Origin of the sequence: Nitrospira sp., assembly GCA_024998565.1 — a bacterium.
GTDB lineage: Bacteria > Nitrospirota > Nitrospiria > Nitrospirales > Nitrospiraceae > Nitrospira_A.
Genome location: JACOEM010000008.1, coordinates 1 through 22,703 on the forward strand (window position 1 = coordinate 1; position 22,703 = coordinate 22,703).

Sequence of the window (22,703 nt, forward strand, 5' to 3'; positions counted from 1 at the left end):
GGCATTCTAGGGGAGATCTGAACGAACGATGATGCCCGTTCCGCTTATACTATGGAATCGGAATTGAACCCAGCGCCTTTTCAAAATTATTCCAGCCGTTTGTGCAGGCTGACGGGTCCACCACCAGGAAATATGGCGGAACTGGATTGGGACTGGCCATCTGCAAACAGCTGGTTGAATTGATGGGTGGGCATATCGGAGCGGAAAGCGAACCAGGGTCCGGTTCCATCTTTCGATTCACCGTGCCGCTTCAGCAACCATTGCCGAACAGTAACCAGAGGAAAGAAGCAGCCTGAACCGCCACTCTTCTCGCAGCACCTCCAGTCCTTCCTCCCCTGAGCTCGGCTCATCACGCAAACCCGAAACCGATATGTATCTATTAAGATACGAATCGGCAAGATACTTCGATACAGTCCTGCGCTTGGTCCCCCATACTCGCTGAATATCAGCTTGAAATACCTAGGGAAATGGCATGGCTTAAACTTTGCTTTACTTCGTCATGCGCACATAGTATACAAAACACGGAAAAAATGTTTGTTCTGTGATCTCCCGCTCAAGCTTCCTGATGGCAAACCGTACCTGGCTCACCTAGTAGGCGAAACCATACACCCAAGGATCGCACCAGTGCATTGCCTGACATTCGACATCGAAGAACATTTTCAAGTTTCCCGTTTCGATTCGCCGATTCGTCGACGGCACTGGGGATCATTTGAAAGTCGAGTCACTCCAAACACCTGCAAGGTGCTGGATCTCCTCGCCCGCTACCAGACGAGAGCCACCTTCTTCGTCTTGGGGTGGGTTGCGGAGCGTCATCCCGGACTCATCAAGCAGATCGCTGAATGCGGACATGAAATTGCCTCGCATGGGTACGGCCATGAGCTGGTCACCGCTCAGACGCCTGAATTGTTTCGTGCAGACGTGAGAAAAGCCAAACAGATCCTCGAAGACCTCACGGGCTCTCCGATCCAGGGTTATCGCGCGCCTGGCTTCACCATTACACCTGAGACCCTCTGGGCCTTGCCGATTCTGGCAGAGGAAGGTCATACGTACGATTCCAGCATTGTGCCCATCCGGCACGACCATTGCGGCCTGCCGGGGTCCGATCCCTGGCACCATCTGAGACGGACCTCTTCCGGCCCGATTTGGGAAGTTCCCCCATCCACGGTCAACCTTGGCGGAGTGCGGCTTCCCATTGCCGGCGGCAGCTACTTTCGGCTTCTCCCATTTCCGGCCCTCTGCGGACTGTTGCGACGGATTGAACACAAGGGTCGCCCCCTGGTCATGTATTTCCATCCGTGGGAACTCGATCCTCACCAGCCGCACATGGAAGGGCCGATGCTCTCGCAACTCTTCCACTATCTCAACCTCGACAAAATGGAGTTCCGGATCTCTACATTGATGAATATATTCCGATTCGGCCCCATCGCCGAACAGATCGACCTTTCTCCAATCATGCCTCTCGATCCGACCATCTTCCCGGCGCTTCCTTCTGCTGAAATCGCGCAAGACGTGGCGTAACCCGTCGATACGCCCCACGAAGGCATCACCCGGCCACCGGGAGTGCACCAGGGCTCCCGCTACGACAAAGTAGGGATTGCAGTGTGTATGCGGTTTCAGTACGGTAGGGGGCGCCCTCGGACAAATCCAGCACGAAGCTTTCACGGAGAATGACCATGTATCACGGGAATAAGAACCGGCGGCAGCAGTCGCGCAACACAACGGGCCTGGCATGGGCACTAGCCTGTATGATCTTATTACCCGCAGCGGCCGCCGGACAGAGCCTGGACGACACCGTGCAGTTCATCAGCGACATGGCCAACACACACGGCTTTGTCAGAAGCCTGAGTTGCAGAAATCCGAAGGCGGGAAAACCGACGAAAATTACCGAGATCTACAGTGTCATTCCAACCGGGACCAAACTCGGCACGGTCGAACTCAATCACGGACATGACGAGGTCAATACCGGCTTCACGCACTTCGATTTGCACGATATCGCCACGATCGAGTATCAGGGCCAAGACACGAAAGAGAACAACCTGGTCCTGTACGGCGTCCGCATCACCTGCAAGAGCAACGGCCCCTGCATCATGAAAACCAGTTTCTGTACCGGAGCCGTCACCGAACTCGAAGCCCAGTTCCCTGAAGATACCTTGCTGTTTCGCTCCGCCTCTCATGCCGAGCGAATGACCAAAGCGCTCGCTCACTTCTTAGGGTTGGTCCGCGCCCAACAGCAGAACCAACCCTTCTGACCGAGATCGGTCTGCTCCGGGCCGACACTCGTGAAGAGATCGGCCCGGACACACCGCCGTCTCACCTACTCAATAATCGTCACAGTCATTTCAACCCGATCGATCGGGTTGTCGCATGGCCCCTTGTCCGCAGGACTCGGTGCGCCGGTCTGGCACATGACTCGCGGCAACGCCACGATCTTGTCCGCCACTCCGATGCCTTTGACGACCTCGCCGAAGATCGTATATTTCCGATCTAAGAATCGGGACTCCTCCACGACGACAAAAAACTGGGACCCTGCGCTGTCCGGATCCTGAGCCCGAGCCATGGACACCACGCCACGCTTGTGAGGGAGATCGCTAAACTCGGCTTTCACATTGTGCCCGGGGCCGCCCTGGCCATACGCCCCCTTCTTCAGCGAATCTTTTGTGTTGGGATCGCCGCCTTGGATCATGAATCCCGGGATCACCCGGTGGAAAATCGTGCCGTTATAGAACCCCGACTTGGCCAACTTGATGAAATTCTCGACATGTTTCGGGGCCACATCGGGAAGAAATTTAATCTCGATATCGCCGAACTTCGTCTTGATGACCGCACGCGCGTTGCTCGCACTGACAGATTCGTTTCCAGCCGGAGCGGCATCGGCGGCCAGGCCGATGCCCGCCATCCCGACGGTCATGAACAGAGTCATCATTCCCGCGATTCTTAAACGGTTGCTCCATCGCCGCTGTCCCATCATCATGCCTCCTTCTAGTCGGTCCGCGACCGCTTGCTCACGCCAACTGTGTCAACGCTTCCTTCGCCGCCATTTGCTCTGCTTCCTTCTTACTGCGACCGCGCCCGATCCCTCGCATGACTCCCTGAATGGTCAGCTCGACCTCAAAGACTTTCTCATGATCAGGACCCGATTCCCGAACCGTCTCATACTGCGGCAAGCTTTCATACCGTTTCTGACAGACCTCCTGCAGCTGCGTTTTATAATCCTCCATCCCCGGTCGAGCCTGCTCCGCACGCGTCGCCAGCAATTCCTCTCCCAGCACCTGCAAGGTGAATTTTCTGCTGGCCTCAAGTCCACCGTCCAGATAGATGGCGGCAATCAACGCTTCGAGCGCATCGGCCAACAGCGAATGCTTCTCACGCCCTTTCGAGAGCTCTTCGCCTTTCCCCAGTCGCAACAGCCGGCCCAGCTTCATGCGTCTGGCTGCTTTCGCGAGCGACGCCTCGCTGACCAGGTGCGCTTTGAGCTTGGAAAGCCCGCCTTCGTTGCTACCTGGAAACTCGGCCGCGAGATACTCGCTCATGACAAGCGAGAGTACCGCATCGCCGAGAAACTCCAGGCGTTCGTTCTGGGTTCGCTCTCTGCTGCGCCGCTCGTTTGAGTAAGACTTGTGAGTCAGAGCTTCTTCCAGCAGGCGAGGCTGATGAAAGCGGTAGCCGAGAAGGCGCTGGACCGCCTCAATTGACGTTGCCGGCGTCATACGACCTGACTCACGCCCTGAAGTGGATTACTGATCACACCTGCGAAAGAGCAGACAGGCGTTGACCCCGCCGAAGCCGAAGGAATTTGAAAGGACCACCTGAGTCTGAACGGGACGCGCCGTATTGGGCACGTAGTCAAGATCGCAGGCGGGATCGGGATGATCAAGGTTGATCGTGGGAGGCAATATGCCGTGATGCAGCGCCAAAATGCTAAACACCGCCTCAATACCACCGGCCGCACCCAGGAGGTGTCCTGTCATGGATTTCGTCGAACTGACAGGAATCCGGTAGGCTTGCTCCCCAAACACATGTTTGATGGCCTTGGTCTCGATGGCATCCGCCATGGTAGACGTGCCGTGGGCGTTGATATAGCCGATGTCCGTCTTGGCCACACCCGCATCCTTCAAGGCCATTTCCATACAACGGACCGCCCCCTCCCCTTCTTCAGGCGGGGCGGTAATGTGGTACGCGTCGCTGTTCATGGCGTACCCGATCACTTCGGCATAGATGCGGGCGCCACGCGCGCGGGCATGCTCAAGTTCTTCAAGCACCACCACGCCGGCGCCTTCACCCAATACGAACCCGTCTCGATCCTTGTCGAACGGACGGCTGGCCTTCGTCGGGTCGGCATTTCTGAAGGAGAGGGCTTTTGCCGAGGCAAACCCTGCCACGCCGAGCGGCGTAATCGCCGCCTCCGCACCGCCGGCAATCATCACATCCGCATCGTCGCGCTGAATGAGTCGATAGGCATCGCCGATACAGTGATTACCCGTGGCACAGGCCGTCACGGCGCAGGAGTTCGGCCCTTTGGCGCCGACTCGAATCGCCACCTGCCCGGAAGCGAGGTTGATGATCGTCATCGGGATGAAAAACGGAGAAACCCGTCCGGGGCCCTTCTCCCTGAGGACGTCGTGGTAATGTTCGATCGACCCCAGTCCGCCGATACCCGACCCGATGTAAACTCCAACCCTCGTGGCTTCTTCAGGGGCCACCGTGAGTTTCGCATCATCCACCGCCAGCTGACTCGCCCCCACCGCGTAGTGGATGAAGGTGTCCATCTTCTTGATTTCTTTTTTCTCGATGAACTGAGCCGGGTCGAAGTCTTTCACCTCTCCGGCAATCTGCGCATCGTAGCCGGTCGGATCGAATCGCGTGATTCGGCCGATCCCCGACTCTCCGGCGCACAGCGCTTTCCAGGTCTTCTCCACCCCGGTTCCCAACGGAGTTACCAGTCCGAGACCGGTCACCACCACACGTCTGGCAGGTCGATCATGCATACCTACGGTTCCGTTATGCCTTCTCTTTAATATAGTCCAGCGCTTTGCCGACCGTGAGGATCTTTTCGGCATCCTCATCGGGGATTTCGATCTCGAACTCTTCTTCCAGAGCCATGACCAATTCGACCGTGTCGAGCGAATCGGCACCTAAATCCTCGACGAAATGGGCCTCGAGCGTCACTTCTTCCTCCTCGACCCCCAACTGTTCGGCAATAATTTTCTTCACCCGTTCATCTACTGTTGCCATGGACTTGCCCACCTCCTTCCCCATCTTACTTGACCTCCACATTCCTCACCGGGAGATTCCGGATCGAGGACACCAACCCGGACACCCGACCCAACTCACTTATACCATGAGCATGCCACCGTTCACGTGCAACACTTGTCCCGTGATATACGACGCTGCATCCGACACCAGAAACCGAACCGCCGCCGCAATGTCGGAGGGAAGCCCAAGGCGTCCCAGCGGAATCTGCTTCTGCAAGGCTTCCTTGACCTCCGGCGACAGACCCTGGGTCATCGCCGTATCGATAAAGCCCGGCGCCACCGCATTCACCGTCACCGCCCGGCTCGCATATTCGCGCGCGACCGTCTTGGTAAACCCGATCACCGCCGCCTTAGACGCCGCATAATTCGCCTGCCCCACATTCCCCATCGCCCCGACGATCGAGGCAATGTTGACGATCCGTCCGTACCGCTGTTTCGTCATCGGGAGCAGGACCGCTTTTGTGCAATGGAACGTTCCATTCAAATTGACCTGCAGAACCAGGTTCCAATCTTCTTCCTTCATTCTCAGCAACAATCCATCACGGGTAATACCGGCGTTGTTGACCAGGATATCAATCTTCCCCCATTCCTGCATCACCTGATCGGCCATGGCCTTGGCATCGTTCCAATCGGCCACGTTCACCTTCACACTGAGCGCCCGTCGCCCCAGCTTCTGGATCGCCGCTACTGCGTCCTGCGAACGCGCCGGATCGAGGTCGGCAACCGCAATGTCTGCCCCGTCTTCGGCCAACGCTTCCGCAATAGCCCGTCCGATCCCCTGCGCCCCACCGGTGACAATCGCTACTTTTCCCTGTAATGACATCAGCCTGCTCCCCGCAATCTCCACTCGTCTTACGCCTGACTGTTCACGCCCAGCGTCGTCAGCGTCGCTTCCAGCGACTTCGGATCATTGACGTTCGCCGTGACGGCGCCCGGAAGAATCCTCTTCACCAACCCCGTCAACACGCTTCCCGGCCCGATCTCGACAAAAGTCGTGACACCGAGCCTGCCCATCGCCTGCACCGACTCTTCCCACCGCACCGATGACGGCAACTGCCGAACCAGTGAGGCCCGTATGTCGTCGGAGCGTTGCAGGGCCGTGGCTTCCGCATTATTCACCAACGGCACAGTCAAATCACGCCAGGCCACTCCACCGAACTCCGCTGCGAGCCGGTCTGCCGCCTTCTGCATGAGCGGCGTATGGACCGGGACGCTGACTGGAAGTGGAATCGCTTTTTTACATCCCTTGGTTTTGGCAATCTCAATGGCCCGTTCGACTGCGGCCTTCTCTCCGGCGATCACGACTTGCCCGGGAGAATTAAAATTCGCCGCCGCCACCACGCCGACCGAAGCGGCCTCCTGACAGACGGCCTTAACCACGTCGGCGGTAAGCCCCAGTAACGCGGCGACGAGTCCGGTTCCGGGCGGAACCGCTTCCGACATATAGCGCCCTCGCTTCTGCACGAGCGCCACCGCATCCCGAAACGACACCCCGCCGGCCGCATAGACCGCCGAATATTCACCGAGACTATGCCCTGCCACGGCCAGCGGCTTCAACCCGGCCGGCTCTAATGCTTTGAGCGCCGCTGCGCTGCTCACCAGCAACGCCGGCTGGGTATTCTCCGTCAAATTCAACCGTTCAGCCGGGCCTTCGAAACAGAGCTGCGCGACGTCGTACCCGAGAATCGAGGAGGCCTCATCGTAGACCGCCTTGACCGCCGGTGACGCCTCGTAGAACCCGCGCCCCATTCCTACAGACTGCGACCCCTGTCCGGGAAACAAAAAGCCAATTTGTGACGCCATCATAGCCGCGTAAGGTATCGTAGAAACCACGCTCAATGTCAACGGGAAAAAGCTGAACGAGCCCCGCATGTCAGTCGCGACCGACCGGCCACGACCAGACGCTCCCCGACTACCAGCGGACTAATGCAGAGGCCCAGGTCAAGCCCGCCCCGAAGGCGCCGAACATGACCAACTGCCCTTCTTTGACCCGTCCATCCCGCACCGCTTCATCCAAGGCGATGGGAATCGACGCGGCGGAGGTGTTGCCGTAGCGATCCATATTCAACACCACTTTTTCCAGCGGCAGATGCAGCCGGTCGGCAACCGCTTTAATGATCCGCAGATTGGCCTGATGGGGGATATAGACATCGAGCTCATCGACCGACAGGTGATGCGCGGCAAGTGTCTCCCGCGCCACCTCCTCAAGGGTCCGCACCGCCACCTTGAACGTTTCATTACCCTTCATCTTAATGTACTGCGAGCGTTCGCTCACCATGGCCTCTGAAGGGGGAATACGCGTTCCGCCGCCGGGCACGACAATCAAATCAGAGAGGCTTCCATCCGAGTGCAGATGAGTGGACAGCACCCCGCGCTCACCTTCCGATGCACTCACGACCGCCGCACCGGCGCCGTCCCCGAACAGAATGCAGGTGTTGCGATCCGTCCAATCCGTAATGGTCGACATCACTTCCGATCCTACGACCAGAACATGACGCATACCGGTTCGAATATAGGCATCGGCTACCCCGAGCGCGTAGACGAATCCGCAGCAGGCGGCAGACACATCACAAGCCGCTGCGCGGGTCGCTCCCAGCCGGTGCTGGAGCAGGCAGGCGGTGGAAGGTAACGGCATGTCTCCCGTGCAAGTGGCCAGGAGGATCATGTCGAGGTCACCGGCTGAAATGCCCGCGGCTTTCAAGGCGCGTTCCGCGGCAATCAGGCCCAAGTCGGAACAGGCCTGCCCCTCGGCGGCAATGCGACGTTCGCGAATACCCGTGCGCTCGCGAATCCACTCATCGGACGTCGCGACCAGTTTCTCCAAATCGGCATTGGTCATCACCCGGTCCGGGGCGTAGGACCCGGTTCCGGTGATTCGCGCTCGTATCACGCCTGCTTCCCTTCCGGCCGTTCGTCCTGGTGCCGCCTCAGGCTTTCTTCAATGTCGCGCTGGATCAATTCGTCCAGCCTGGTCTCGGCCAAACCCTTCGCGCGGCGAATCGCATTCTTGATCGCCTTGGCGGAGGACCGGCCATGGCAGATCATGGTGGTCCCGTTGACTCCGAGCAGGGGCGCGCCCCCGAACTCGGCATAATCGATCTTCCGTTTCAGGTTCAGCAACGGCTTCGCAATCAGGGGATAGGCCAATCGCCCGAGCCAGGAGCCGGAGATCTCCTTCATCAACAGCTTCTTGATGACGTCCGCAACCCCTTCGGAGATCTTGAGCGCCACATTGCCGATGAATCCATCGCAGACCACCACATCGGCATTGCCGCTATACACTTCGCGCCCCTCGATATTGCCGATAAAATTCAACGGACTGGCCTTCAGCAGTTTAAAGGCTTCTTTGGTGACCTCGTTCCCCTTGCTGTCTTCCTCGCCGATGCTCAAGAGCCCTACGCGCGGATTCGGCTTGGCGTACACGTGCTTGGCGAATTCGTTCCCCATCAGAGCGAATTGCTCAAGATGTTGTGCCGTGCAATCGACATTCGCGCCGACATCGAGCATCACCGCGCTACCCGTTAAGGTGGGCAACATCGTGGCGATTGCCGGACGTTCCACCCCCTTGATCAATCCGAGGACAAAAAACGAGGCGACCATACTCGCACCGGTATTCCCCGGACTCACCACCGCATCGGCTTCACCGGATTTCACCAACTCCGTGGCCACCCAGATGGACGAGTCACGCTTCTTTCGTGCCACGGTGGCCGGCGACTCGTGCATCTCCACCACCTGCGGAGCATGGTGGATCGTGATCCGTGCATCGGTACACGCGAGTTTTTGACAGGCAGCGGCCAGCTCATCCTGCTTGCCGACCAGAATGATCCCGACACCCAGTTCTTGCGCGGCTTGCATCGCGCCTTCAATGACCGGGGCCGGTCCGTGGTCTCCGCCCATCGCATCGACGGCAATCTTCATGTGCGGTTAGCGGTCCACGGATAGAGATGTGAAGAATCGTGTAGAGACGCCTTGCCGGCTAGGACCTGAACGGCCTCACGCATGACATAGCGTCGGATCGTGATCACGGTGCGCAATTGTACCCGAATCACGTCTGGAAAATAAAACTCGGCTAGCTTTCCTCGACGACGATGACGGCCTTCCCCTTATACGTCCCGCAATTCATGCACGTATAGTGCGGCAACTTTAATTCGTGACATTGCGGGCACAACGAAAACCCAGGAGGAACCAGCCTGGTCTTGGCCGTTCTCCGCATATCCCGCCGGGACCGTGAATGTTTGTGTTTTGGATTTGCCATGACGACTCCTTACAACGGGTACATGCCCCGGTTAACAGACTATGCGTTTCCACCTTTGGACAGGCGCCCCCTCAGCACACGAAAGGGACTCGGCCCTTGCTCCGGCGGGCAGCCACAGCAACGCTCATTGAGATTCTGGCCGCACTGCGGACAGAGACCAAGGCAATCTTCCCGACACAACGGCTGCATCGGAGCAGCCAGGATCACCTGCTCGCGCACCATGGGCACCAGATCAAGATGGTCGCCCTGATACAGATAGACTTCGTCCGCCTCTTCCGCCTCGTCAACGGGCTCAACCGGCTGGGCACCGCGTCTCGGCCCTCTCCTGCCCTGTTCAGCAGGAGCCGGCTTGGTTGCCAAGCCCGCCTGCGGAAGATACTCGGCGTAGAGATTCACGAAGAGCGGATCAGAATATTCCGTGAGACAGCGAACGCACTGACGGATCGCCGTTCCTTCCAACGTGCCGGTCACCGTGATCGGACCGTCATGGAGGACAAGTTCCAGTTGAATCGCAAGTGGCCCCTCAAACTTCTCTTCGGGCTCATCCAAGCCGAGCTCAGGCCCCGCGGCCTCGCACGACAGGGACAATCCTTCTGGGGCGATATCGACAATCGCTGGGTTAAGCGTATCCATCAGCACCGTCAAGACGGGAAGCGCCGCCCCCGAACTGAGCGGGAGACAGACTGCCCGGCTACTTGATCCAAGACTCACCAAAACCTATCCCTCGCCCTATCGCTCTTCAGCGAAACTAACCAAGGCGATCTGGCGCGCCCGCTTCACCGCCACCGTCAACACGCGCTGGTGCTGCAGGCAATTTCCGGAGATGCGGCGCGGGACGATCCGTCCGCGCTCAGTCAGAAAATTCCGCAACAGGCCGACATCCTTGAAGTCAATCGGCGCCTTATCGACACAAAACCGGCACGGCTTACGGCGCTGAAAAAACCTACCGCCTCCGCCCCCGCCATTCCCGCGATCTCCTCGTTCCATACTCGCCTCCGTCTGCTACAGCTGTTCGTCTTCGTAAGAAGGTTCTTCGTGCAGGCCGCCGCTCTCGCCTCCTGCCTCGCCCCGTTTCGGCAGAAAGGTCACGCCCTGGGCCACGACTTCATGCTTGCTGCGCTTCTGTCCGTCTTCGGTCTCCCAGCGGCGCTGCTGGAGCCGGCCATCGATAATGACGCCGTTGCCCTTGCTGAGATACTGCCCGCAATGTTCCGCCTGCTTCCCGAACACCACGATGTCGATGAAACAGACTTCTTCCTTGAGTTCATCCCCCTGCTTAAACCGCCGGCTCGTCGCCAACCCGAAGCTGGCAACCGGCGTTCCGCTGGGCGTATAACGCAACTCGGGATTGCGGGTCAGATTCCCGACCAGGATGACTTTATTGAACCCCGCCAACGGTGGCTCCTTGTGGTGCGACCACGGGGGCACCTCTGGGCGGAGCAGGCTCCTGCTCCAACTTCACGGTCAGAAATTTAATGATCGAATCTTCAAGCCGGTAGGCGCGTTCGAGCTCAGCGATGACCGCTCCGGGTCCCTTGAAGTAGAAATAGACATAGGTGCCCTTGCGCTCGCGCTTGATCTCGTAGGCGAGTTTCTTGCGGCCCCAATTCTCGGCCCGCTCGAGCGAGGCTCCGTTCTTGGTCACGGTGCCCTTCATTTTTTCAATCAACGCAGTGGTTTCTTCGTCGCTTAAGGTCGGACGAATGATAAACAGGGACTCATAGAGTTCCATGCAGAATCCTCCTGGGCATCGGCCCCCATTCACAGATGGGAGCGAGGTGTAGGTACGCCGGACAAGCCGGGACGAGCTGGCGAAGGTAGCACAGCTTCAAAGAATGTGTCAAACACACGGGCGGCTTTTCCCGCGATGCCGAGACCGGCACGATCCAATGATCGAGGGTCCACATCGCGTGACCAGCCGTCGCAGAACGCAGCAGCACAGGAACCTTGCGGCGGCTTCGCAATGGCACCCAGGCTCACAATCTTTTCCTGAACTGCGGGGGTGCGTGAACTGGAGGCGTGGGACGAGAGCCCGGCGAACCGGATGGAGGACGCGCTGCGCCGAAGCCGCCATACCCACCATACCAGCCAAACCCGAGCGGCCCGTAGGGACCGCCATAATACCCGAGTGGAGAGCCCCAATAGCCGGGACCGTACCCAATCCCATACCCTGGCCCATATCCAGGACCGGGCCAGTAGGAATAGGACTGACTGCCGGCATAGCCGGGATCCACCAGAAAATCACTCTGCGCCAGCCGCTCGGTCTGATGAACCGATTGCGCACAACCCGCCGGGAGCAGGATGGCGCAGAGCGCGATGAACCCAGGCACCAATCGAGTCATGACTGCCTCCTCAGAGACCTGACACGGCCCGCTCCTTCATTCAGACACAGACACTCGCATCGAATCAATATTTCTTCTGAAACTGCGGCGGCGCATTGGCCGGTGGTGTGGGACGTGGCGCGGGTGCGTTCGACTGCTGACCTCCATCACTGGACCCGCCACGGTGCCATTCAGAACCAGCGCCATAGTAGCCGAACGGATACCACCAGGCGCCGGGCCGTTGCCCGTAGGACGGCGCCTCCAGATCGCCCGCGTTCCAGCGAGCGCGGTGGGGAGCAACCCCTTGCCCTTGGTGCAGCGATTCCGCGCAAGCCGTCATGAATATCACCGCAACGGCACCGAACAGGAACGCAACGGCTTGTCTCATGCCACACCTCCTAAAAATGATAGGACAGGCCCACAAAGAGTTGATGCGCCCGATAGGTCGCATCAAAGCCGCCGACCGGCCCGAACGCCCCGCCGAAACGAAACGTTGAGTCCGTATATTTGTATTCGGTGAACATCGCCACCTTCGGCGTGACGAAGGCTCGGATTCCGACGAGGACATTCCCGCCGACCGACACTTGCGTGTCACGTTCCGTGGTCGAAGATCGGCCGAGATGCGCCACGAGCAGGGCCGGACCGCCGCCGATATAGGGCTGCCAGGTCACACCGGGATAGCGCAACACCACATGGCCACCGATGTTGGTGACGGAGAGATGAATCCCCGGCACATCGTCCAGATTCTTGATGTGCGGGGTACTGTGCGAGACATCCAGTTCAAGCCCGAAGATGCCATGCGAAGGGAACAATCCAAGCTTGCCTCCGAAGGCAGGACTGGTTTTGAGATTGAAGTTCGGCGCATCCAGACCAGCCAGCGTCCCGCTCCCGCGCACATTCCGGAGGGGATCGGCAAAGTTCACACCAAGCTGCGCGGCCGCGTACCATTCAGCCCGGACTGGTGAGGGAGAAAACAGGAGAACCCAACAGCTCAGCAGCCCTGCCCACCCTGCGCTGCGCACAAGTCTGATCCACACCATGGTTCATACTCCATGGGCGAGGCCTATCTGAATCTTACCAGGCCATCTGCGCGGCAGACTGGACAACTTTAACTTGACTGAATGGGAGATGTCGAATGCGTCACGGACGACACGCTATTCGTTTGGGGACTGGAATGGTGAGAGAATTATGGCGAGGTCCTGTTATGGTTCATTACGGGCTGAGGAATTATAGAGCAGGTACAATGCGATCCCGCCGGCCACGGCAATGCCCAACCCCGCCAGAGCACGTGTACCGAAACTCAGCGGCCCCACGACAAACTCCGCTACGCGAGGCAATGCTACCGTCGCGACAACGACCAGCAACAGCGCAAGCAGATGAATCCAGTGGTAGATAGGTTCGCCGGGTTTTCGCATAAATCAACGTAACGCTTCTCGCAGTGTACGAACTCCGGGCCCATTATTCCACTGTAGAACAAGGGGCGCAGGAGCGCAGGCCTGCGGCTCAATCGAGCGTGAACCGCTTCGTTTCTTCGAGGTGCTTGCTCAAATAGGGCATGAAGGGCGTGCCGCCGGTGCCGACGGCGGTGGGATTACTGGCGTGCGACTGATGTTGCCGGAAGATATACCGCTCGGCGTACCCGATGTGAATGTCTCGAAACTGTGCGAGTAAATCCACACAGGCACAGAAAGCCTTCCATAGTTCGGGATGCGTCGTTTTGCGATCGCGCGCATAGCCGTAGAGCAACGGGCGATGCTGTTCATCCGTGCGGGCTTCGAGCGCCGCCAGAAACGTCCGGTGGCGCGGAGGCATGTAGTCACGCATCTCCACAAGGTACTGCGTCAGCGGATCGTCCGCATGAGGAATACCAAGACCGGCATCCAGCGCCGGCACAATCGAGCTTTGCGAACCGGTTTCACCGCGGAATTGTTGCGGGCGCTGTGCGTAGGCTGCAACCCCTTCGTAGACGACCCCCTGAGGCAGTGACGGACTGTTCTTCCACCCATGGATATAGGGCCGCACGCGGCTGTAATAAATGTACGGATCGCAACGTTCGGGCATGCGAAGCAGCGTCTCCCGCATCGCTTCCTGCGCGGCTGCCAAGGCACGTAGTCCTTGCAGCACATCGTCAGGCCTATTGTCTCGCGCAGCATTGTGCGCTTGAACCAATCCCAGCAACCCCGGTCCAGCCTTCGCCTCAATGTCGATATGGATCAGGACAAACCATTCTTCATCCAGGCCCCCAAGAAAATTCTGCAGGAGCACCACGTTGCCCAACTCGATGGGCTTCTGCGGGTCGAGGCGCCGCCAGTTGTGCAGAGCATAGGAGGCATAGGACAGCACGGGCGGACGGCCCAGCTGTTGCGCGACGGCAACCCACGGCAAGGCCAGACTGGCCGGGATGAGAGACGCGGGATGGTCGGGATCTTCCCACACAAAGGCATGACCGGCAAAGGAGAGGGTGCGCATCGCGCAACGAAAGACATCAAGGCCCCAGTCATCTGCCACCGGCCCCATGACCTCTTGATGGTCATTGACGAAAAATCGTAATTGTCGCGCCGTCAAGAATTTTGGAAGCTCCGCGCCGATCTGATTCAAGATCGGCTCATCCGGCAACTGCGCCAACGGATCCGTCGCCGGAAGGAATCCACGTTCGGGTGAAAGGTCGAACTGAGCAAGCGAGAGAGGTTCGTGACTAGACGTCGTCATGGGTTTTTCCACGGGAGACGCACATAATTCACTCTACCACAGTGGGACCATTTCCAGCGAAGCACGGACTGCGCCCGGCTCGAGTAAATCCAACCGGTGATGTAACGGCAGGTGTTGAGGGGAGCTCTAAGAGGGACGCTCGCCGCCCTCGGCTTTTTCCCGCACGTTAAATTGATTCATCGCCGTGGAGACGTCGCGATTGAGCAGCAATTCGAGGGCATCGACGGCTCGTTCGAGGCAGGGGGCATAGATCGCCCGCTCTTCAGGCGACACCTGTTCCAGCACGTAGTCGGCCGTATCCTGCCTCGGTGCTGGACGGCCGACACCGACCTTCAGCCGCACGAACTGCGGCGTGCCCAATGCTTCAATAACAGATTTGATGCCGTTGTGGCCGCCGCTGCCGCCGTCTTGCCTGATCCGCAAACGACCCGGTTCCAAATCCAGATCGTCGTGCACGACCACCAGGGCTTCCGGAGTCAGACCAAGTTCGCGGAGGAGTCCCTTGATGGGAGGACCGCTGAGATTCATCCAGTCGAGGGTACTGGCGAGTTCGACGAGTTTGGAACCGGCGCGACCCGAGCCTCGCTGGGCCGCGCCTTTCCTGGTGAGACGTATCGACCACCGCGCTGCGGCCCGTTCGATCACCCAACAACCGATATTATGCCGTGTGTCGGCATAATCGGCTCCGGGATTGCCCAATCCAACGAGCAGGCGCAACGCAACTACTTCTTCTTTTCCGCTTCCTTCTTCGCAGGCGCTGCTCCGGCCTTGGGCGCGGCAGCCCCAGCCTTCGCATCTCCCGCCTTGCCAGCCTCCGCACCAGCCGCACCTTCAGCGGCTGCCTTGCCCTTCACCGCCACTTCAGGCTCCTTGGCTCCTTCAGCGCCGGGTGCTCCGGCAGTGAGCAATGCTTCGAGCTTGGCATCGGTCATCGGCGCAGCCACACTCACGACCATGTGTTCGAGGTCATCCAAAAACCGCAACCCCTCGGTCTTCGGAATGTCCTTCAGATGGATGCCCTGGTTGATTTGGAGCTGCGATGCGTCGACTTCGATGAAATCGGGCAGGACGGACGGGAGACATTCGATGTGCAGCTGACGCAACACATGATGCAACACACCGCCCTCTTTCAAGCCGACCGGCTGACCGCCGGTCAAATGCACGGGCACCTTGACGCGGATCGGTTTATCCATCGCCACTTCGAAGAAGTCTGCGTGGAGCACGCTTCCTGCGATCGGATCAACCTGGAAATCCCGTAGCAACGCCGTACGCTTGGCCTTGGTCTTCGCGCCGTTGATGGTAAGAGAAATCAGCGCGGTGGATCCGGCCTGAGACCGCAGAATCTTTACCAACTCGTCAGGCTTCACCGAGAGCAGCAAACATTCCCCCTGCCCATACAACACGGCCGGAACTCGACCGGCACGACGAAGTTGACGCGCGGGCCCCTTGCCCCCACCCTCTCTGCTCTCAACGGTTAAATCGAATTTCATGATACTCCTCCTCGACCAGTCGCTCGACGCGGACGGCCTACACGAATAACGAACTTACTGATTCATCTTCATGGATACGCCGAATGGCTTCCCCGAAAAGGGGCGCCACCGACAACACCTTGAGTTTCGGACACTTCTGTTCTTTACCCCGCAGGGGAATCGAATCGGTCACCAGCACTTCCGTCAAGCCGGATTGTTGGAGCCGCTCCAATGCGGGCCCGGATAACACGCCATGCGAACAACCGGCCCACACTTCACGTGCGCCCTTATCCAGACAGGCCTGAGCGCCCTGGACGATCGTTCCGGCGGTATCAATCATATCGTCGAGGAGCAGCGCGCTCTTGCCCTGCACGTCTCCGATGATATTCATGACCTGCGCCTGATTGGGACCCTCGCGCCGCTTGTCGATAATGGCCAGATTGGCCTGCAGGCGCTTCGCGAAGGCTCTGGCGCGCTCCACGCCGCCGGCATCCGGCGACACAACCACCAGATCCGATACCTTCCGTTTCGTGATGTAGTCCATCAGCACCGGCAGAGCGTAGAGGTTATCGACTGGAATATTGAAAAACCCCTGGATCTGACTCGCATGGAGATCCATGGTGAGCACCCGATCCGCACCGGCCGTGGTAATGATGTCGGCAACCAGCTTCGCGGAGATCGGCACACGCGGCTGATCCTTGCGGTCCTGCCGGGCATACCCGAAGTAGGGAATCACCGCCGTGATACGGTTGGCCGATGAGCGCTTCAACGCATCGATCATGATGAGCATTTCCATGATCGAATCGTTGACCGGGGAACAGCAGGATTGGGTGACGAAGACATCAGCCCCCCGCACGTTCTCTTCCACGCGAATCCGGATTTCCCCGTCGCTGAAGGAGGACACCGTCGCCGCGCCAAGGGGCAGGTCGAGATACGAGCAAATCGCCCGCGCAAGCGCAGGATTGGCGCTGCCCGAAAAGAGCTTAAGTTCCCTGTTCATCCGACCCCTTCGATGCCGTACGAGGCGATGCCTATGCTGTAACGGTGCTTGTCGAGTTCGTAAAAACGGTGGGCACGGACAGGACCCGTTGTGAGTCCCGCTGACCTCGCGCACTTGTCAGGACAAGAGGACGCCTACCGAAGCACAGCACAATAGCGAAAACGCTGGGAAGTTGTCAACCAATCTGCGGCAGGCGACGCGTCGATAGGTGCTTAGCCACTTCGGGAAAGATCGTGGCCGGAGTCCCCTGACAAGAGGACTATGCTCGGCAGTCTCAGAGTGGGCTCGTAGCCGGAGCACCCGCCGCCGGTACGGCGTAGGCCTTCATCTTCGGGTCACGGGCAAACACGGAGGCAGCCCGCTCCGCATCGGCCTGCCCGGGAAATATCCCGAACATCGTGGCACCGCTTCCCGACAGCAGGGCGACCTCAGCCCCCTGACTCAGCAATTGGCTCTTGATCTGGGACAAGACCGGATGGTGCGCAAAGACCGGCGCCTCAAAATCATTCTCTACCAGGGGAATGATCTCGGACCAATCCACTACCCCACGGCCGCCCAGTTGCTGCAATGCCAGCGAGAGAGGACGCACCCCCGCCCTGGTGGCAGACAGCTGCTGATAGGCCCACTTGGTTTCGACAGGAAAGCCGGGATTCACCAGCACGATCCAGCGAGTGCCCGTCATCTGAATTGGTCGCACCTGTTCACCTCGACCGGTAACACAGGCGGCCGGTCCCATAAAAAAGAACGGCACGTCACTTCCCAGCTGTTGCCCCACCTCAGCCATCTGCTCGACGGACCAGCTCAATCCCAACAGGCGGGTCAGACCCAGGATGGTCGCCGCCGCATCGCTGCTACCGCCCCCCAAGCCGGCTCCCAGCGGAATGCGTTTCGTGAGGGTGATCGACAGATCGACGGCTCGGTCGATACGCGCCAACACGAGCTGGGCGGCTCGATAGACAAGATTACTTTGATCGGCCGCCAGCGCGGCATGGTCGCAGCGCAGGGCAATGCGGGAGGTCGTGCCGGGCTGGATCGTAAGAGTCAGCGCATCTTCGAGTCCGACCGTGTGCATCAACGACCAGACGGTGTGAAAACCGTCAGGGCGCCGTTCGAGTACGCGGAGGATGAGATTCACTTTCGCAGGGGTCTGAACACGCAGACTGGTAGAGTTCACTCGCAGACTACTGGGCGGCGCTAATCCCGGCCTCCTTTGATTTCGTATTTTTCGAGACGGTACCGGAACGACCGGGTATTCAACCGCAACAACCGTGCGGCTCGCTTCTTGACCCACTGACTCCGTTCGAGCGCTTTCAACAGCAGATCCTTCTCGATCGTGTTGATAAGCCCCTCCAGGTCCAGGCCATCCTCAGGCAACTCAGAGGGAAGAGCCTGCTGGTTGCTGACCGGCTTGTGCAGCCATCCGCGAATATCCGCATCCGTCACCGACGATCCCGTTGTGAAGGCCACGACACGTTCGACGACGTTCTCCAATTCCCGAACGTTGCCTCGCCACTCATGCGCCAACAGCACGCGCATGGCCTCCTGGCTCATCGTCGGCACTGGTTTACCACTTTCCTTGGCAAATTTCTCCAGGAAATGTTGGCTCAACAACGGAATGTCGCCCGTCCGCATGCGCAGCGGCGGTAGCTTGATCGGAATTACGTCCAGCCGGTAGTAGAGATCTTCGCGAAACGCGCCCTCTGCGACGGCCTTCTCCAAATCCCGGTTCGTGGCCGCGACGATGCGGACATCCACCTTTACATCCTGAGTCCCACCCACCCGCCGGAACTCCCGCTCCTGAATCACCCGCAGCAGCTTCACCTGGATGGCCGGTGTCGTATCGCCGATCTCATCGAGGAAGATCGTCCCGCCGTTCGCCACTTCGAACAGACCGGCTTTATTGGAGATCGCCCCGGTGAACGAGCCCTTCATGTGGCCGAACAGTTCACTTTCGAGCAGCGTTTCCGGCACCGCGCTGCAGTTCACCGTCACAAACGGCATGGAGGCGCGCGCACTGTTGAAGTGGATCGCCCGGGCGACCAGCTCTTTGCCGGTCCCGCTTTCACCCCCGATCAACACGTTGCTCTTCGAATCGGCGACCTTCTTGATGACGTCATAGACCTTTTGCATGGCCTCGCTCTGGCCGATGATCTGTGAGAATGACGACTGGCTGGCCAGCTCCCGCTTCAGGAGCATGTTCTCCGTCGACAACCGACGCCGCTCGATCGCGTTGCGGATAATCAGTTGCACTTCATCGACCTGGAACGGCTTGGTGAGATAGTCGTACGCGCCGTGCTTCATCGCTTCTACTGCCGAGTCGGCGGACGCAAAGGCCGTGATCATCAGGACCACGGTGTCCGGAGACGCAGCCTTGACGGCCTTCAGCACCTCGAGCCCGCCCACTCTGGGCATCTTGAGGTCGGTGATGACGAGATCGAAAATTTCTTTCTGCACTTGCGCAATCGCCTCGTCCCCGTCCGAGGCCACGGTCACGGCATATCCGGCGCGCTTGAGCATGATGCTGAGCACATCGCGCAAGCCCTGCTCGTCATCGACGACTAAAATCTTTTCCACGGTTCCCTTCCTTCATGCCGCAACCGAACGCCCGTCTCTGCGGACAGCGGGAGGCAGACCACAAACCGTGCCCCGTGCCCGACCTCGCTCTCGACCTTGATCCACCCCTCGTGTAACTCCACAATGCGATGAACCTGGGCCAGCCCCAACCCGGAGCCTTCTTTTTTCGTCGTAAAAAACGGCAGAAAGATCTTGTCGAAATTCTGTTTGGGAATGCCTTCCCCGTTATCCTGGAATGCGATTTCGATGACATCGGATCGGCGGCCACCGACCTCCACCCGCCGCACTCCGGTGGCGATCGTCAGGGTCCCTCCGGCGGACATCGCATCGAAGGCGTTGGTGGCTAAATTCCAGAAGACCTGCTTCAACTGGTCTTGATCGACCTGTGCCATCAGTTGGTTCGGCGCCATGCGGGATACGATCGTGATGCCGGTTCGGGACCGCGCTTCATGTTGGATCAGATCCAATGTATCGGCAAGGACTTTGTTCAAATCGTGCTCGGCCAAATTCAACGCGGGAGGGCGGGCGTACTGCAGAAATTCGGTGATGATGTTGTCGAGCCGCCTGGCTTCACGAATCGCGATATCCATCAACCGCTGACTGGTGTCGTCTGATCCGACATCTTGCCGCAGCATCTGCATCGCCCCCGCAAGCGCGCCGAGCGGATTGCGGATTTCATGCGCCATGCCCGCCGACATCTCACCGAGGTTGGCCAGCCATGCCCGCCGACGCATTTCCTCTTCCAAATATCGAATTTGCGTCAGATCCTTGAACACACAGACCAGACCTCGCTGCGTGCCCTGTTCCTGCAAGGGAGACACAGTCATTCCCAGCACCAGCCGGCTGCCGTTGGCGTGCGAACATTCCACCTCAAATCGCAAGGGAGAGAGAGGCGTCAACGCGGTTTCATCGGAGGGGGTCCCTGGGTGCCAATTGAAGACCTCCCGCCAGAGGCGTCCTTGCACGTCGGCAAAGGCATAGCCGGTGACCTCATGCGCCGCCGGATTGAAGGACGTGATCCGCCCCTCCTCATCGGTCGTGAACACACCGCTGCTGATACTGCGCACGATGCTCTCATGAAACACCTGCAGCCGGCTGAGACCTTGCTCTTTCTCGCGCAACGATTGATCGGCATGGTGCAGTTTGTCCGCCAACGCCCCGCTCAAGAACCCAACGACCAGGAACGCCAGGCCATACACTTCAAATGTCTGCAGCACTTCGGGCCCTTCCAACTTGCTGGGAGGCAGCCACCCGGCGGCATTCAGAAGTCCGAAATATTGAACGACCGTGATGCCACCGAACAGGAGGGTACAGCCGGCTCCCGTAACAATGCCGACACGCCGGTGCGGAACCAGGCTGGCAACCGTCACGGTGATGACGTACAACACCGCAAACGGACTCTCGACACCGCCGGTCCTCACGATAAGGACGGTCTCGAGTACGATATCGACTCCAACCTGCACCCAGGTGAACGCGGTATGAGCAGCGGGAGACGCGAGCCTTCTTAGCACCAGCGCGTACGCGATGGTAATGGTGTACGTGAAGATGATTAAAGCGGTAAAGGTTGGAGCCGATTCGCCGCGGGTGGACTGAAACGCCAGGGATAAACCCAGCATCAGCGTCACCACGACGACCCGAAGCCCCATGAGCCAATGGAGTCTGGTCTTCAGCTCAGGCATCGAGCGCTCGCCCGACGACGCACGGGGCGGATCTGCCAGTGGCGACTTCAGAGGATTCGAGTTGAGGGATGGCCCAACGCCGGCGGTTTGAGGAAGAAGGGTCGAGGACAGCATGGGGGGCGCATTGCCCTGATGGATGTGCAGCGCATGGCCCGTTTCGAGGATCGAGCCATGCGCCGGAGAACGGATGCGACGATGCAGCGTCGCTATTGGATGGCCTGCGCCATCGTGAAGATCGGAAGATACATCGCGATGACGATAAACCCGATGATGGTACCCAACACCACCATCATGATCGGTTCGAGCAGCGAGGTCAGGGTCTCCACCGCCTGATCGACCTCGTCCTCATAAAAGTCTGCGATCTTGCCTAACATGGCATCCAGCGCGCCGGTGGACTCGCCGACGGCGATCATGTGGGTCACCATCTTAGGAAACACATTGCACTTGGCCAGCGGTTCGGAGATCGTTTTTCCGCCGCTGATGCTCACTCGCGCATTCATCAGCGCTTCCTCGATGACCTTGTTGCCGGATGTCTTGGCACAGATGCTCAACCCCTCGAGCAACGGCACACCGCTGGTGATGAGCGTGCCCAACGTGCGGGTGAACTTCGCGACGGAGGCTTTTCTAATCAGATCACCCACGATCGGAACCTTGAGTAACAGCCGGTCGATCACGACACGCCCGTTCACGGTGGCATAGTACCGCTTAATGGCAATGACCGTCGCGACCATCGCCCCGGCCATGGCATACCAGTAGCTCTGGAAAAAGTTGCTGACGTTGATCACGATCTGGGTCGGACCGGGCAATCCGACTTTCCCGCCCGACATTTCCATGAACATCTGCGCGAACACAGGAATGACCCACACCATCAAGACACTGATAATGACGACGGCCACCCCGACGATGGCGGTGGGATAGACCATGGCCGACTTGATCTGGCCTTTCAGCTTCATCGCCTTTTCGATGTGCTTGGCCAGACGGGTCAGAATCGTATCGAGCAGACCGCCGACCTCACCGGCATGGATCATATTCACATAGAGGTCGTCGAACACTTTCGGGTGTCGCTTCAACGCATCGGAGAACGTCGAGCCGGCTTCCACACTGTTCTTCACGTCGCCGACCGTTTCACGCAGGACTTTGTTTTCAGACTGAGTGGAGAGAATGTCGAGACATTGGATCAGGGGCAGCCCGGCATTGATCATCGTGCCAAACTGGCGGGTGAAGACCACCAGATCCTTGTCGGTAAGGCCGCTCCCCAGGCTAAACTTGAACTTTCCGCCCATGCCGGATTTTTCTTCCAGGCTGGTCACGACGACCTGCTGCTTCCGAAGCTGCTCGACCGCCTCGTCCCTGGTCTTGGCGGTGAGCTCGCCCTTCTTCACAGCACCCTGGCGGTTCCGTCCGACATAGGCGAATGTACTCATAACGCGGTTTCCACTCCTTT

At 59.0% G+C, this 22,703-nt stretch carries 28 protein-coding genes; 3 read left to right on the forward strand and 25 right to left on the reverse strand.

All coding sequences use genetic code 11. The features are described from left to right. Window positions 1-56 precede the first annotated feature (56 nt). From H8K11_13360 to H8K11_13370, 3 genes are all read left to right on the forward strand, one after another. Complete coding sequence (locus tag H8K11_13360) at window positions 57-296, forward strand: hypothetical protein (protein MCS6264736.1); 240 nt, start codon at window positions 57-59, stop codon at window positions 294-296. A 328-nt stretch (window positions 297-624) separates the two neighbouring features. Next, on the forward strand, window positions 625-1,518 hold the full coding sequence (locus H8K11_13365; protein ID MCS6264737.1) for a DUF3473 domain-containing protein: 894 nt from the start codon (window positions 625-627) through the stop codon (window positions 1,516-1,518). A 155-nt stretch (window positions 1,519-1,673) separates the two neighbouring features. Beyond that, window positions 1,674-2,249, forward strand: a complete 576-nt coding sequence (locus H8K11_13370) for a hypothetical protein (GenBank protein MCS6264738.1) — start codon at window positions 1,674-1,676, stop codon at window positions 2,247-2,249. A gap of 65 nt (window positions 2,250-2,314) precedes the next feature. Here the strand turns inward: H8K11_13370 and H8K11_13375 are convergent, their stop codons facing one another. The 25 genes from H8K11_13375 to H8K11_13495 all read right to left on the reverse strand — a co-directional run bounded on the left by H8K11_13375 (window position 2,315) and on the right by H8K11_13495 (window position 22,683). Beyond that, a complete protein-coding gene (locus tag H8K11_13375) occupies window positions 2,315-2,968 on the reverse strand; it encodes a peptidylprolyl isomerase (protein ID MCS6264739.1) in 654 nt (217 codons plus the stop codon). A gap of 34 nt (window positions 2,969-3,002) precedes the next feature. Beyond that, the gene (gene rnc / locus H8K11_13380; protein MCS6264740.1) at window positions 3,003-3,707 is read right to left on the reverse strand and encodes a ribonuclease III; all 705 of its coding nucleotides are present in this window, start codon (window positions 3,705-3,707) and stop codon (window positions 3,003-3,005) included. Between the two features lie 27 nt (window positions 3,708-3,734). Beyond that, window positions 3,735-4,985 carry a beta-ketoacyl-ACP synthase II gene (gene fabF / locus H8K11_13385; GenBank protein ID MCS6264741.1) on the reverse strand — a complete coding sequence of 417 codons (1,251 nt, stop codon included), beginning with the start codon at window positions 4,983-4,985 and terminating at the stop codon, window positions 3,735-3,737. A 13-nt stretch (window positions 4,986-4,998) separates the two neighbouring features. Further along, window positions 4,999-5,232: an acyl carrier protein gene (gene acpP, locus H8K11_13390; GenBank protein MCS6264742.1), complete on the reverse strand. Its 234-nt coding sequence runs from the start codon at window positions 5,230-5,232 to the stop codon at window positions 4,999-5,001. Between the two features lie 99 nt (window positions 5,233-5,331). Continuing rightward, window positions 5,332-6,075 carry a 3-oxoacyl-[acyl-carrier-protein] reductase gene (fabG, locus tag H8K11_13395; GenBank protein ID MCS6264743.1) on the reverse strand — a complete coding sequence of 248 codons (744 nt, stop codon included), beginning with the start codon at window positions 6,073-6,075 and terminating at the stop codon, window positions 5,332-5,334. Window positions 6,076-6,104: 29 nt separating this feature from the next. Beyond that, entirely contained in the window at window positions 6,105-7,055 is a 951-nt protein-coding gene (fabD, locus tag H8K11_13400) for an ACP S-malonyltransferase (protein MCS6264744.1), read from the reverse strand. 109 nt (window positions 7,056-7,164) lie between these two features. After that, a complete protein-coding gene (locus tag H8K11_13405) occupies window positions 7,165-8,139 on the reverse strand; it encodes a ketoacyl-ACP synthase III (GenBank protein MCS6264745.1) in 975 nt (324 codons plus the stop codon). Next, entirely contained in the window at window positions 8,139-9,170 is a 1,032-nt protein-coding gene (plsX, locus tag H8K11_13410) for a phosphate acyltransferase PlsX (GenBank protein MCS6264746.1), read from the reverse strand. Before plsX ends, H8K11_13405 begins: the two co-directional genes overlap by 1 nt. Window positions 9,171-9,321: 151 nt before the next feature. After that, window positions 9,322-9,507, reverse strand: a complete 186-nt coding sequence (rpmF, locus tag H8K11_13415; protein ID MCS6264747.1) for a 50S ribosomal protein L32 — start codon at window positions 9,505-9,507, stop codon at window positions 9,322-9,324. Window positions 9,508-9,546: 39 nt separating this feature from the next. Further along, window positions 9,547-10,218, reverse strand: coding sequence for a DUF177 domain-containing protein (locus H8K11_13420; GenBank protein ID MCS6264748.1), 672 nt, complete (start codon window positions 10,216-10,218; stop codon window positions 9,547-9,549). Between the two features lie 18 nt (window positions 10,219-10,236). After that, the gene (locus H8K11_13425) at window positions 10,237-10,494 is read right to left on the reverse strand and encodes a 30S ribosomal protein S18 (GenBank protein MCS6264749.1); all 258 of its coding nucleotides are present in this window, start codon (window positions 10,492-10,494) and stop codon (window positions 10,237-10,239) included. Between the two features lie 15 nt (window positions 10,495-10,509). Then, entirely contained in the window at window positions 10,510-10,902 is a 393-nt protein-coding gene (locus H8K11_13430; GenBank protein ID MCS6264750.1) for a single-stranded DNA-binding protein, read from the reverse strand. Further along, window positions 10,886-11,239, reverse strand: coding sequence for a 30S ribosomal protein S6 (gene rpsF, locus H8K11_13435; GenBank protein MCS6264751.1), 354 nt, complete (start codon window positions 11,237-11,239; stop codon window positions 10,886-10,888). The genes H8K11_13430 and rpsF overlap by 17 nt, the downstream gene beginning before the upstream one ends. Window positions 11,240-11,483: 244 nt before the next feature. Beyond that, window positions 11,484-11,849: a hypothetical protein gene (locus H8K11_13440; GenBank protein ID MCS6264752.1), complete on the reverse strand. Its 366-nt coding sequence runs from the start codon at window positions 11,847-11,849 to the stop codon at window positions 11,484-11,486. A 64-nt stretch (window positions 11,850-11,913) separates the two neighbouring features. Then, the gene (locus tag H8K11_13445; GenBank protein MCS6264753.1) at window positions 11,914-12,216 is read right to left on the reverse strand and encodes a hypothetical protein; all 303 of its coding nucleotides are present in this window, start codon (window positions 12,214-12,216) and stop codon (window positions 11,914-11,916) included. 10 nt (window positions 12,217-12,226) lie between these two features. Beyond that, entirely contained in the window at window positions 12,227-12,868 is a 642-nt protein-coding gene (locus H8K11_13450; protein MCS6264754.1) for a porin family protein, read from the reverse strand. 162 nt (window positions 12,869-13,030) lie between these two features. Beyond that, a complete protein-coding gene (locus H8K11_13455) occupies window positions 13,031-13,243 on the reverse strand; it encodes a hypothetical protein (GenBank protein MCS6264755.1) in 213 nt (70 codons plus the stop codon). Between the two features lie 88 nt (window positions 13,244-13,331). After that, window positions 13,332-14,537: a hypothetical protein gene (locus tag H8K11_13460; GenBank protein ID MCS6264756.1), complete on the reverse strand. Its 1,206-nt coding sequence runs from the start codon at window positions 14,535-14,537 to the stop codon at window positions 13,332-13,334. Window positions 14,538-14,663: 126 nt separating this feature from the next. Beyond that, entirely contained in the window at window positions 14,664-15,254 is a 591-nt protein-coding gene (locus H8K11_13465) for an aminoacyl-tRNA hydrolase (GenBank protein ID MCS6264757.1), read from the reverse strand. 5 nt (window positions 15,255-15,259) lie between these two features. Continuing rightward, window positions 15,260-16,027, reverse strand: coding sequence for a 50S ribosomal protein L25 (locus H8K11_13470; protein MCS6264758.1), 768 nt, complete (start codon window positions 16,025-16,027; stop codon window positions 15,260-15,262). 37 nt (window positions 16,028-16,064) lie between these two features. Next, window positions 16,065-17,006, reverse strand: coding sequence for a ribose-phosphate pyrophosphokinase (locus tag H8K11_13475; protein MCS6264759.1), 942 nt, complete (start codon window positions 17,004-17,006; stop codon window positions 16,065-16,067). Window positions 17,007-17,280: 274 nt separating this feature from the next. After that, window positions 17,281-18,180 (reverse strand): 4-(cytidine 5'-diphospho)-2-C-methyl-D-erythritol kinase, encoded by a 900-nt coding sequence (gene ispE / locus H8K11_13480; GenBank protein MCS6264760.1) that lies wholly within the window; start codon window positions 18,178-18,180, stop codon window positions 17,281-17,283. Between the two features lie 20 nt (window positions 18,181-18,200). After that, window positions 18,201-19,580 carry a sigma-54-dependent Fis family transcriptional regulator gene (locus tag H8K11_13485; protein MCS6264761.1) on the reverse strand — a complete coding sequence of 460 codons (1,380 nt, stop codon included), beginning with the start codon at window positions 19,578-19,580 and terminating at the stop codon, window positions 18,201-18,203. Next, window positions 19,565-21,259: a PAS domain S-box protein gene (locus tag H8K11_13490; GenBank protein MCS6264762.1), complete on the reverse strand. Its 1,695-nt coding sequence runs from the start codon at window positions 21,257-21,259 to the stop codon at window positions 19,565-19,567. Before H8K11_13490 ends, H8K11_13485 begins: the two co-directional genes overlap by 16 nt. A 206-nt stretch (window positions 21,260-21,465) precedes the next feature. After that, a complete protein-coding gene (locus H8K11_13495) occupies window positions 21,466-22,683 on the reverse strand; it encodes a type II secretion system F family protein (GenBank protein ID MCS6264763.1) in 1,218 nt (405 codons plus the stop codon). Between the last annotated feature and the right edge of the window lie 20 nt (window positions 22,684-22,703).